Below are 12,272 nucleotides of genomic sequence, written 5' to 3'. Positions count from 1 at the left end.
ATGAAAATCGGGGCGTGATAATCAAATAACGAGCGGATACGAAATCGGATTAATCTTTGTTAATGCTTCTAAGGTGAGCGCTTGCGCCTGTGCGACTTGTTTTTCATCTAATATGCTTTCTAATTGATAAAGTTTCGCCTTAGCATCCGCAATCAAATTACTATCCGCCGTACTATTCACACCATGTGTAAGCATTTGGTTATACCAAGCATAAGCAACAATATTATTTTGTGCAACGCCAAGTCCTTGCTGATAAAGATGGGCAAGATTGTCCTGTGCTTGAATATTATTTTGTTGAGCCGCTGCTTTAAACAAAATAAATGCCTTTTCATAAGATTTTGGCATTCCTAATCCAGAAAGATACATTAATCCTAAATTATTTTGCGCTCGACTTGAACCTGCTTTGGCCGCTTTAGCGTACCATGCTGCTGCGTCAGCGTATGATTGTGATACACCTTTTCCATAATAATAAAGGTCACCCAACACACCCTCTGCCGCACTTGAACCTTGCATAGCGGCATTACGATAAAATTCTGCTGCTTTTTCATAAGATTGTGCAACGCCTTTTCCTTGATAATACATCGTTGCCAAATCAAATTGTGCCTCAACTGAGCCTTGCATCGCTGCTTTTTGGGTCCACATAAATGCTTGCGGATAGGACTGCTCTACCCCTTCCCCTGAAAAATACATTTTCCCTAAATTAGACTCAGCATCAGCGAGTCCTTGCTCTGCAGCTTTAGCCGTCCATTCAGCGGCTTTAGGATAAGACTGAAAAACGCCTTCTCCTTTGTAATACATTAATCCCAAATTATATTGGGCATACGACAATCCTTGTTCTGCTGCTTTTTGGTACCAGTTGGCAGCTTGAATATAAGATTGCTCTACACCTTTGCCATCTTTATACAAGGTAGCAAGATTATACTGTGCTTCTGGATTTCCCTGTTGTGCCGCTTTCATATACCAGTGAACAGCTTGAGAATAAGATCGTGGTACGCCTTTTCCAAGATAATACGCTCTAGCCAAGGCAATTTGGGCGCCGAGATTACCCGTATTTGCTACTTTCTTAATGTGTTGAGTTTGTAAAAAATTCGAACATCCACTAGAAAACAAAGCAATCGCCAATAATGCAGGGAATAACTTTTTCATTATTAAATCCTTATAAATCGCTCATTATGAGAAATCAAAATATAGTAATTATCTCTTATGTAAATTACATAACCGCGCAAGTAACGAATATTCCTTATTCACTTTACTACTTTATTGTTTTCAATCAACTTTTTACAAGGGGTTATTTAGCAAGCCGCCCCAGAATGGTCATCTACCACTCTGAGGCGAATCTTAATTATTTTTGTGCTTGTTGTGCCTCTTTATTTGCTTTAATCCTTTGCGCATCTTCTTTATCTCCCAATTCTTGAGCTTGAAGTTGTGCTTGTGCAGTCATTAGGCTTTTTTCCAATACCGGCACTCTTGGATCATTTGGCGGAAGCAATTGAATCATTAATGCCCAAGTTGCTGCAGCCATGCGATAATCCTGATCTGAAAAATATTGAAATGCCAATAAACCTAATGCTTGCATGTTGGTATGATCTTTGCGAAGAACACTGCGCACAATTGAGATTCCATTTGCTTTATCAACATTACTTTTCGAGAACATCAAGTAACGTGCATAAGAAAGAGCGAAGGCATTATTTTTAGGATCCAATTTATATGCTCTTTCGTAACTATTCATCGCAAGACGCATCTTCGATTGTTTTGTTGCAAGCTCACCCAATCGCCACCAACCTAGTGCATCATCTGGATTTTGTTGCAATTTAACACGGAGTGCAAAAATAAATTGGTTTAATTCATCATTAGTAAGTGGTTTTCCTTTCAAATCATCAATACGTTGATAAAAATAAGGTAAATTTACTACAGTTTTTTCTAGCATTTCCTGTTCTTGCCATGAACCAACTTTAAGGTAAACTGGTAATGCAATAATAAGTAATGATAAAAAACCACACAATGCCCAAACTTTTCCAAAGTGTTTATCAACATTATTTGATAAAACTTCCGTTTCTTGTTTAGGAATATCCTGTAATAAATTTTGTTGTAGTTCCAATTTAGATTGTTCTAAATTATCTAATAAGCCTTGTTCTTCATCTTCTTGAATTTCTTTCAGACGATTAAAATAAAAGGCTTTATTTAACTCATCACGTACATGATCCGTAGAAATATCACTACTTTTGCTACGCCAAAGTGGATAAAATCCTATTAATGCAGCGACGAAGGTTATTAATAAACAAATTATCCAAAAATTCATCTAATTATCCTTTTTATTCAGTAATTCCTGCAAACGTTGCTCGTCATCCTGTGAAAGCTCTGTTTTATAGGTTTGAAGCGTATCATTCATTTCTGCTTTATTCTCAGAAACATCATTAAGGGTGTCATTCGGTTTATTAAATAAAAACCGTGGTCGCCATAAGAAAAACAACGCAAAGATAAGTATGCCAAATGGCACCACCCAAAGAATAATAGTAGAGGGTTCTATCGGTGGATTATAGGTAACGAAATTACCATAACGTTCAACCATATAATGAATAATTTCTTTTTCGGATTTACCTTGTTGTAACAAGGTAAAAACTTTACCTCGCATGTCTTGGGCAATCAGTGCATTTGAATCGGCAATATTGTTATTTTGACATTGCGGGCAACGTAATTCTTGCGTTAAACGATGATAGGCATCTTCTTGTTGCATATTCTGAAAGTTTAATGCATCAATCGCCCCCCAACTTACCGTTGACAAACAAAAATACGCAAGGACGATACTTAAAATTTTCTTGATCATTTATGATCTCCCTCGGCTTTATACTTTTCATAAAGTGGACCTAATGTATTTTTCCAGCCATCCGCATCCAAATTACCCGTCCAGCGGTAACGAATAATACCTTTACCATCGACTAAAAATGTTTCTGGCGTACCATAAATACCGAGATCGAGTCCTAATACTCCATTGCCATCATTAATGACCGCTTTATATGGATTGCCATATGTATGCAACCATTCTCGAGCAGCTTCAACGCCATCTTTATAATCTACCCCAACAATAGGTACGCCACTTTTTGCAAGTTCATCTAAAAATTGATGTTCTGCAAAGCATGTTGGACACCAAGTTGCCCATACATTTACCAATACTGGCTTACCATTTTTAAAGAGTTCATTGTAATTTAGGTGTTTACCCCAAAGCCCTTGTAAATTACTTGCAGGCATTGGTTGTCCAACCAACGCACTTTCTAATGCACGTGGATCATCACCATGTTCATTACGCAAAAGTTGTACAAAGAAAGCTATTGCGATAAGTAAAAATAAAACTAAAGGAATATAACGCTTTTTCATACCATATCCTGTAAAAATATTTCCGAAAATGGGGGCGTGAAATATTCTTCGCCCCTTTTCCTCTCTATTTTTGATCTTTTCGTTTTAATAAACGCCCAAAGCGATAACGTCCATCACCCATGCAAAGCAATCCACCAAATGCCATGAATAAGCCACCAAGCCAAATCCAACGTACAAATGGTTTATAATATAAGCGGAATGCCCAGCTACCATCATCAAATTGTGTACCAAGTGCTACATACAGATCTCGTGTAAGTCCAGCTGAAATAGCAGGTTCAGTCATCGTCATTTTACTTACGGTATAGAAACGTTTCTGCGCACGTAAGGTTGTGACATATTTACCATCACGAGTCACGGTTAATTTTGCAAAACCACCAATGTAGTTTGGTCCATTTTCATTTTCGATACGATCAAATTTAAAATTGTAACCTGCAACATCAACATGATCGCCAATACGCATTCTTACATCTCGTTCTACACTATAATTTTGACTAAAGGCAATGCCCCACACTGTCACTGCGACCCCAATGTGAGCGATGACCATTCCCCAATGAGAACGCGAAATTTTACGGATGCCTTGCCACACACTATGACGGTAAGTCGCTCTTTCTAATAATTCATATACACTTAGAATGAAAATGAAGACTGCCATCATTGCGCCCAATACTGCCGTTGCTTTTTCTTGATCGCCCAATAAAGGCGGTAATGCAAATCCAGCAATAATCATGATAATTAAGCTAATAATCACAGGACGACGTAAGCGAGCAAAAGAATCTCGGCGCCATTTAACCAATGGTCCTATTCCCAATAATAATGAGAATGGAATCATAATGATAACGAACATTTGATTAAAGAACGGCGCACCAACAGAAATTGAACCTAATCCAAGCTGTTTATGCACTAGTGGCAAAATAGTTCCAATAAATACCACCGCTAATGCCGCCATCAATAAAATATTATTTAAAAGCAACATCGTTTCACGAGAAAAACGTTCTGCATTTTGACGTGAGCGGATTTGATTTCCTTTGAATGCATACAATGCCAAAGAGCCACCGATAACCACAACAAGATAAGCTAAAATGTATAATCCACGCGATGGATCGGATGCGAATGCATGTACAGAGACTAAAATACCAGAGCGAACCAAGAACGTTCCTACTAAGCTAAGAGAAAACGCAAGAATCGCAAGTAAAACAGTCCATGCTTTAAAGCCCGCACGTTTTTCAGTTACAGTTAATGAGTGGATTAATGCTGTTCCTGCAAGCCATGGCATAAGAGAGGCATTTTCTACTGGATCCCAGAACCACCAGCCACCCCAGCCAAGTTCATAATAAGCCCACCACGAACCTAGAATAATACCGAGAGTTAAGAAAATCCAAGCGGCTAATGTCCAAGGGCGTGACCAACGTGCCCATGCTGTATCTAAACGCCCTGTCATTAACGAAGCGATAGCGAAAGCAAAGGCAACTGAGAAACCAACATATCCCATATAAAGTAATGGTGGATGGAAGATTAAACCAATATCTTGCAACATTGGGTTTAGTTCTTGCCCTTCCACAGGGAAATCAGGGAATGTGCGTAAGAATGGGTTTGAAGTAAAGATGACAAAGGCAATAAAACCAATAGAAAGTAACCCCAAAATACCTAACACACGTGCCACCGCCTCACGAGGCAAGCTACGGCTAAAGGTTGCTACTGCAGCTGTCCATAGACTTAATAACCATACCCATAACAATAATGAACCTTCATGCGAACCCCATACAGCAGCAAGCCGATACATCAGTGGTAAATTGGTATTCGAGTTATTAACAACATATTGCACCGAAAAATCATTTACGGCGAAAAGGTAAAACAATGAACCAAAGCTAAATGTTAATACAATAAATAAACTATAAGCTAATGGTCTTGCAAGACTAACAAATCGAGGTTGCCCTATTTCAGCGCCCCAAAGCGCAAAAAAGGCTAATAAAATTGCAAGCGCAAGACTTAATGCTAACGCATAATTTCCTAATTCGGCTACCATTATTTCACATCCTGCGGGTTTGCTTGAAGTTCACTACTAGAAACGCCATAATTTTTATGAACTTTTTCCATTTGTTTTTCTAAATCAGGTGGAACATATTTGGAATCATGTTTCGCTAATACTTGAGTCGCATCCAATACCGTCGGCGCAACCAACGTTCCTTGTGCAACAATTCCTTGTCCCTCACGGAATAAATCAGGAAGAATTCCCTCATAATGTACAGTAATAGATGGACCAATATCATTTAATTTAAAGGTCACTTTTAAAGTGTTTGGATCACGAATGACGCTACCTTTCACTACCATACCACCAACACGAATATGTTGTCCTACATTAGGTTTTTCAGATGGATTATGATCTTTACCATAGATAATTTCTGATGGCGTATAAAATAAGTCAATATTTTGTCGTAATGCATAAAGAACCAGCCCTGATGCGATAGCAAGTCCAATTAAAATGCTGACAATAAAAAAGAGTCTTGATTTACGTCTTGGATTCATACGCTCCCCCGCATTTTTTGGCGTTTTTCTCGTTGTTCAGCACGTTGCATTTCTTTGATTAATGCTTTGCGTCGCCAACTTTCTTCTGCGATTAATAAAATAATTGCCAGAAATGATAAACCATAGGAAAGCCAGACATAAAAGCCATAGCCCCCCATATTTATAAAATCCGACCAAGAATGAAAAAACATAAAGCCCCCTCTCTCCTATTCGATTATTTTTCTTTAAGTAATAATGCTTTTACCCACGGACGTTTCTGTTCAGCTAAAAGTAAGTCTGTACGATAACGAACGAGTGTGAGCCAAATATACAATGCTAGAAATCCAAAAATACATAAAATAAGTGGAATTAACATTGGTTCTGCGATTGATGATTTTCTAAAGCTTGTGATGCTTGCGCCTTGGTGTAAGGTATTCCACCACACAACAGAGTAATGGATTATTGGAATATTAATTACCCCAACAAGACATAAAATTGCTGCCGCTTTCATTCCTGTTTCTCTATTTTGAAAAGCAGAATAAAGTGCAATAACACCTAAGTATAGGAAAAATAAAATAAGTTCGGATGTAAGACGTGCATCCCAAACCCACCAAGTCCCCCACATAGGTTTTCCCCAAATAGCGCCCGTAATGAGTGCAATAAAGGTAAAAACTGCGCCAATAGGTGCCATCGCAATCATACTGATATAAGCATTTTTTATTTGCCATACTAAAGCTATCAAGCCAGCAATTGCCATGGAAACATAAATGCCCATTGACCAAATAGCAGAAGGCACATGGATATACATAATCCGAAATGCATTGCCTTGTTCGTAATCAGCAGGTGCAATAGCTAAGCCCCAGAATAATCCTACAACTAATAACAAAACTGATAAGACAGCAAAAAATGGAATAAATTTCCCGCAAATATCATACTGAACTTCAGATTTTGCATAGGGATGTAACCACTTCCACATATTTTTGTTCCTTTAATTTATTGATCAAGAGTCATACGCAATGCGGCAGCAATAGCAAATGGTGAAAATGTTATCGCTGTTACAAAAAACGCGCCTAAAATAGCCAGTTGTCCTTGGTAAGGTAAACCCAATGTCGCAGCTTCTAAAACAGAAGCAGCAAAAATTAAAACTGGAATAAATAAAGGTAGGACTAATAGACTTAACAATACTCCACCTTTCCTTAACCCAACCGTCAAAGCAACACCAATAGCCCCTAAACAACTTAATACTGGCGTACCAAGCAATAATGTCAAAACAAGCGCCCACCAAACAGGTTGTTCTAAGGATAAAAGTAATGCAGCTATTGGAGATAAAAGAATTAAAGGTAGCCCTGTCAATAACCAATGTGCAATTACTTTAGCTAATGCTGTTACATACAGAGGTTGCGGTAATAAAACTAATTGTTCTAATGAGCCATCAAGAAAATCATCTCTAAAAAGACGCTCAAAAGACAATAATGCTGAAAGCAGTGCAGCGACCCATGCTACACCCGTTGCTATTTTGCCTAATAAATTTGGATCAGGTCCAATCACTAATGGGAATAATGTAATAATAATTAAGAAAAACCATAGAGGATTAAGAATTTCAGCCTTTTTCCGGGTCGCAATTTTTAATTCACGTTTAATAATTTGTATGAAAATCATTCTCCCCCACCTAAATACTGGTAGTTCTCTAAATTTAATCGAGAAAGTTTACGACTCGGAATATCTTGATGGCTAGTTAAAAGCACAATACCGCCATTCTCCACATGCTTTTCGAAAAGCGTAGCAAGATTCTGTACGCCTTGTCTATCAATTGCTGTAAAAGGCTCATCCAATATCCAAAGCGGTGCTTCACTCAACCAAAGTCGGGCTAATCCTATCCGTTTTTGTTGCCCCGCAGATAACTGCCCTGCTGGCAAATCTTCTCGACCAAAAAGTCCCACTTTATCTAAAACTTCCCATAAAATTTCATCTCCTTGTCTACATGGCGTTACTTGTTGATAAAACTTTAAATTTTCCCAAGGAGTTAATTCTGGTTTAATGCCACTTTGATGCCCAAGATAAAGTAAATTTGCTGCGAACTCTTCTCGTTGTTTTTGAATATCCTCGCCTTGCCAAAAAACTTTACCGACTTTTGGAGTCGCTAATCCAGCAATTATTCGTAATAGGCTTGTTTTACCAATACCATTATGCCCCTCAATCTGCACAAAATCGCCTGATTTCCATTGTGCATTAAGATCAGTAATGAGCGTATTATCGCCACGTTGAATACAAATATTTTCTAAGGTGAGTTCTAATGTCATACAAATATCTTCAATAAAATAGGCAAGTTTGGCATTCTAACATAGCTTTTCTAAACTCCGACTAAATCTCAAGAATTTTTTATAATTTTTGTATCATTTCTATGCTAAAAATTTCCTCACTAAACTTAAACTATGATTTTAATCATTTTTTTGAATAATTTTAATTGGCTAATTCTATTAACTCATTAATATTAGCATAATATTTAAACAATAAATCACAAATAAATACCCCATAAAGATTAATAAAAACGTATTTTTTTGGGATTTTATTTGCAATTTTTTATCTACCATAATAAACTTACAATGTGTTTTAAAGTGGTGTTTTGTGGGAAATTATCTGTAAATTAAGACAACTTGCTATTTATTTTGTCTTTTTTATAAAAGAGGCATAAATCATGTTTCGTGGCGCATCAGCAATTAATTTAGATAGCAAAGGAAGGATTGCCATTCCTAAACGTTATCGGGCTGAAATTGTTGATAAAAGTCAAGGTTTATGTATTTGTACTGTAGATATTCGTCAACCTTGTTTGTTACTTTATCCATTACATGAATGGAAGGTCATTGAAGAAAAATTATTGACCTTATCGAATATCGATCCGATCCAACGTAGTCTTCAACGAATTATTTTAGGTTATGCGACCGAATGTGAGTTGGATTCAGCTGGACGAGTGTTATTAACTGGGCCTCTACGCCAGCATGCTAAATTGGAAAAAAATATCATGCTCATTGGGCAACTCAATAAATTCGAAATATGGAGTGAAGCCCTTTGGAATACACAAATCCAAGAAGATATTGCATTAGTTGCAAATACAGATTTAACCAATAGTGATGCCTTGTCCAACTTCTCACTATAAGCACCTATTCAGTTTTTTAATTGCTCCGATTCATAAATATTTCCGAAAATCGGGGCGTGCAGTATTTAAAAAGTATAAAGGTTGTTTTCTATGGACTTGCAGGCAAAATTTTCTTCCCAATCACATTTTACCGTTCTCCTCAAAGAGGCTGTTGACGGGCTTGCAATTATTCCTAATGGGACTTACATTGATGGGACTTTCGGTCGTGGAGGTCACTCTCGCTTTATTCTTTCTCAACTGGGTCAAAATGGTCGCTTAATTGGTATCGATCGTGATCCACGTGCTATCGCTGAAGCACAAAGAATCCAAGATCCTCGTTTTCAAATAGAACACAATACTTTTTCATCCATTTACCAAATTTGTGAAAAAGAAAATCTCATTGGTAAAGTCAACGGTATTTTACTCGATCTCGGCGTATCTTCACCTCAACTCGATGAAGCAGATCGTGGCTTTTCATTCATGAAAGATGGTCCTCTTGATATGCGTATGGACACAACACAAGGGCAATCTGCAAGTGAATGGCTCCAAAATGTTTCTGTTGAAGATTTAGCCTGGGTTTTAAAAACATTTGGTGAAGAACGTTTTGCTAAACGCATTGCTCAAGCCATTGTGTCTTTCAATCAGCAAGCGCGTCAAAATAACACTCCCCCACTTACACGCACTTTACAATTGGCGCAATTGATAGCTGATGCGGTTCCTTTTAAAGATAAACACAAACACCCTGCAACTCGCAGTTTCCAAGCTATCCGCATTTATATTAATGCTGAATTAGATGAATTAGAGAAAGTTCTTCAAGATGCACTTGCTGTACTAGCACCTGAAGGGCGTTTATCAATTATTAGCTTCCATTCACTTGAAGATCGTATGGTAAAACATTTTATGCGTAAACAAGCTAAAGGCATTGAAATACCTAAGGGTTTACCAATCCGAGAAAGTGAGATTGACCGTCAACAACAATTAAAAGTTGTTGGAAAAGCCATTAAGCCAACGGAAGAAGAGATTGCACAAAACCCACGTTCTCGTAGTGCGGTTTTACGTGTAGGAGAAAAATTGTAAATGCGTAAATGGTTTTCCTTCGGATTATTCAATGCGATTTTTTCTGATCTCGGAAAAAGTAATAAATCCGTTTTGTTTTTAACTCTCCTATTATTCATTACAGGGCTAGCAACCGTGTGGATTACACATGGTACACGTCTCATGATTATGGAAAAAGGAAAACTGACTTTTCAAAACCAAAGCCTTGCCCACGAAGCTGTGAACCTTACATTGGAAGAAACAACACTTTCTGATAAATCCCGTGTAGAAGATATCGCACAAAACTATCTTCACATGCAACCGGTTAAACATACTCAGGAAGTTTTATTGATGGAATAATTTATGGCAAAAATAAACAAAAAAAACCGTAAAAAACACAAGCTTCCAAGTTTTAAGCCTGTAAAAATAGTTTCTGGAGCAAAACCTGATGAGAAAAAAGATGAAATTACGTCTTCTTTTCTCCGCTCTCGTTTTCGCTTTATTATTATAATTCTGATTTTAAGTGTCATTGCATTAATCGCACGTGCTATTTATGTACAAGATTTTAATGCAAAATTCTTAAATAAAGAGGCAGATAGCCGCTCTTTACGTGAACAAAAGTTATTATCAGAACGTGGATCTATCGTTGATCGACACGGTAAATTACTTGCGGTAAGCGTTCCTATGTATGCCGTCATTCTCGATCCTAAAACAATTTTAGATAATAACGAGCTTACTGAGCGTAAACGCTATTGGCAGGCATTCGCTCAAGCCTTAGATACATCATATAGTGATATCAAAAAAGAAGTGGAGCGCCATCCACAATCACGCTTTATGTATGTATCACGTCAAGTATCTAAAACCATGGCAGATTACGTAAAAAGCCTTAAATTAAAAGGTGTTTTACTTGAACACACTTCTCGTCGATTCTACCCAGATGGTGAAGAAACCGCTCATATCATTGGTTACACCAATATTGATGGTGTCGGAATTGATGGTGTTGAGAAAAGTTTTGACTCTTTCTTACGTGGTAAAGCGGGAAGAAGAACTTATCGTAAAGATATGTTTGGCAAAGTCATTGAAGATGTATCTGATATTAAAAAACATGATGCACCAACACTCGTACTTAGCATTGATGAAAAATTACAATCCATGATGTTTGAAGCAATGCAAAAAGCCGTGAAAATGAATAAGGCCAAATCAGGTTCGGCAGTATTAGCTGATGTAAATACTGGTGAAATTCTCGGTATGGTAACTGTGCCTTCATATAATCCAAATGATCGTAGCACATTAGATCCCGCAACATTACGCAACCGTGTTATCACCGATACCTTTGAGCCTGGATCAACCGTGAAACCATTTGTAGTGCTCACTGCATTGCAATATCACTATGTAAAACGTAACGAAATTATCAATACGGGACCATTAAAATTAGATGGTCATGAAATTAGAGACGTGGCTCCTCGTGATCGCCAAAGCCTCGATGATATTTTGCGTAACTCCAGTAACCGAGGGGTAAGCCGTATTGCATTACGTATGCCTGAAGGACTTCTACGTGAAACTTACCATAAAATTGGTTTCGGCGAACCCACAAATCTTGGATTAGTTGGTGAAACTTCAGGTCGCATGCCATTCCATCCAAGTGATGGTCGCCCACATTGGTCTAAACTCGAACGTGCAACGATTGCATATGGCTATGGTATCAGTGTAACTCCATTACAATTGCTACGTGCTTATGTGACGTTAGGTAGTTTTGGTATTTATCGCCCTCTGTCTATTACCAAAGTCGATCCACCTGTACTAGGTACTCGAGTATTACCTGCTGGTGTCACACACGAAGTAGTAAACATGCTTGAAGAAGTTGCAGAAAAAAATAAACATGCTCTCGTTGAAGGTTATAGCGTAGGAATTAAAACAGGTACCGCAAAAAAACTCGTTGGTAAAAAATACGGTGATAAATATCTGTCCTACACAGCGGGCATTGCTCCACTAACAAAACCACGTTTTGCACTTGTTATCCTCATTGATGATGCAACCGCAGGTAAATACTACGGAGGAGCGATTGCAGCACCTGTATTCTCAGAAATTATGGGATATGCACTTCATGAAATGAATGTGCCACCAGATCGCTTAGGCGACAATGATAAAAATAAAATTGCACGTCGAATGGTTTATCTTGATGAGAAAAATCATTCTACCGCTTTGCAAGTAAATTAATTTGTATATGAAG

General features: G+C 37.8%; 14 protein-coding genes. 4 read left to right on the top strand and 10 right to left on the bottom strand.

Annotated elements, in window-relative coordinates:
• Positions 1 to 21: 21 nt before the first annotated feature.
• From EL259_RS05400 to ccmA, 10 genes are all read right to left on the bottom strand, one after another.
• Entirely contained in the window at positions 22 to 1,146 is a 1,125-nt protein-coding gene (locus EL259_RS05400; RefSeq protein WP_126599710.1) for an SEL1-like repeat protein, read from the bottom strand.
• Positions 1,147 to 1,342: 196 nt separating this feature from the next.
• A complete protein-coding gene (gene ccmI / locus EL259_RS08775) occupies positions 1,343 to 2,299 on the bottom strand; it encodes a c-type cytochrome biogenesis protein CcmI (RefSeq protein WP_126599708.1) in 957 nt (318 codons plus the stop codon).
• Positions 2,300 to 2,824: a cytochrome c-type biogenesis protein gene (locus tag EL259_RS05390; RefSeq protein ID WP_126599706.1), complete on the bottom strand. Its 525-nt coding sequence runs from the start codon at positions 2,822 to 2,824 to the stop codon at positions 2,300 to 2,302.
• Positions 2,821 to 3,372, bottom strand: coding sequence for a DsbE family thiol:disulfide interchange protein (locus EL259_RS05385; RefSeq protein WP_126599704.1), 552 nt, complete (start codon positions 3,370 to 3,372; stop codon positions 2,821 to 2,823). The genes EL259_RS05390 and EL259_RS05385 overlap by 4 nt, the downstream gene beginning before the upstream one ends.
• Positions 3,373 to 3,436: 64 nt before the next feature.
• Positions 3,437 to 5,395, bottom strand: a complete 1,959-nt coding sequence (locus EL259_RS05380; RefSeq protein ID WP_126599702.1) for a heme lyase CcmF/NrfE family subunit — start codon at positions 5,393 to 5,395, stop codon at positions 3,437 to 3,439.
• Positions 5,395 to 5,895: a cytochrome c maturation protein CcmE gene (gene ccmE / locus EL259_RS05375; protein WP_126599700.1), complete on the bottom strand. Its 501-nt coding sequence runs from the start codon at positions 5,893 to 5,895 to the stop codon at positions 5,395 to 5,397. The genes EL259_RS05380 and ccmE overlap by 1 nt, the downstream gene beginning before the upstream one ends.
• A complete protein-coding gene (ccmD, locus tag EL259_RS05370; protein ID WP_126599698.1) occupies positions 5,892 to 6,086 on the bottom strand; it encodes a heme exporter protein CcmD in 195 nt (64 codons plus the stop codon). The genes ccmE and ccmD overlap by 4 nt, the downstream gene beginning before the upstream one ends.
• 23 nt (positions 6,087 to 6,109) lie before the next feature.
• Entirely contained in the window at positions 6,110 to 6,850 is a 741-nt protein-coding gene (locus EL259_RS05365) for a heme ABC transporter permease (protein ID WP_126599696.1), read from the bottom strand.
• 17 nt (positions 6,851 to 6,867) lie between these two features.
• Positions 6,868 to 7,533 carry a heme exporter protein CcmB gene (gene ccmB, locus EL259_RS05360; protein ID WP_126599694.1) on the bottom strand — a complete coding sequence of 222 codons (666 nt, stop codon included), beginning with the start codon at positions 7,531 to 7,533 and terminating at the stop codon, positions 6,868 to 6,870.
• Positions 7,530 to 8,174, bottom strand: coding sequence for a cytochrome c biogenesis heme-transporting ATPase CcmA (gene ccmA / locus EL259_RS05355; RefSeq protein ID WP_126599692.1), 645 nt, complete (start codon positions 8,172 to 8,174; stop codon positions 7,530 to 7,532). Before ccmA ends, ccmB begins: the two co-directional genes overlap by 4 nt.
• Before the next feature lie 395 nt (positions 8,175 to 8,569).
• Between ccmA and mraZ the strand changes: the two genes are divergently transcribed.
• From mraZ to EL259_RS05335, 4 genes are all read left to right on the top strand, one after another.
• A complete protein-coding gene (gene mraZ, locus EL259_RS05350; protein WP_126599690.1) occupies positions 8,570 to 9,028 on the top strand; it encodes a division/cell wall cluster transcriptional repressor MraZ in 459 nt (152 codons plus the stop codon).
• A gap of 90 nt (positions 9,029 to 9,118) precedes the next feature.
• Positions 9,119 to 10,084 (top strand): 16S rRNA (cytosine(1402)-N(4))-methyltransferase RsmH, encoded by a 966-nt coding sequence (gene rsmH, locus EL259_RS05345; protein ID WP_126599689.1) that lies wholly within the window; start codon positions 9,119 to 9,121, stop codon positions 10,082 to 10,084.
• The gene (gene ftsL / locus EL259_RS05340; RefSeq protein ID WP_126599687.1) at positions 10,085 to 10,402 is read left to right on the top strand and encodes a cell division protein FtsL; all 318 of its coding nucleotides are present in this window, start codon (positions 10,085 to 10,087) and stop codon (positions 10,400 to 10,402) included. It begins immediately after the preceding gene.
• A gap of 3 nt (positions 10,403 to 10,405) precedes the next feature.
• Positions 10,406 to 12,259 carry a penicillin-binding transpeptidase domain-containing protein gene (locus EL259_RS05335; protein WP_126599685.1) on the top strand — a complete coding sequence of 618 codons (1,854 nt, stop codon included), beginning with the start codon at positions 10,406 to 10,408 and terminating at the stop codon, positions 12,257 to 12,259.
• Positions 12,260 to 12,272 lie beyond the last annotated feature (13 nt).

Origin of the sequence: Actinobacillus delphinicola (genome assembly GCF_900638385.1) — a bacterium.
Taxonomy (GTDB): Bacteria; Pseudomonadota; Gammaproteobacteria; order Enterobacterales; family Pasteurellaceae; genus Actinobacillus_C; species Actinobacillus_C delphinicola.
Note: the sequence above shows the minus strand (reverse complement) of the source record. Positions and strands in the feature narration are given on the sequence as shown.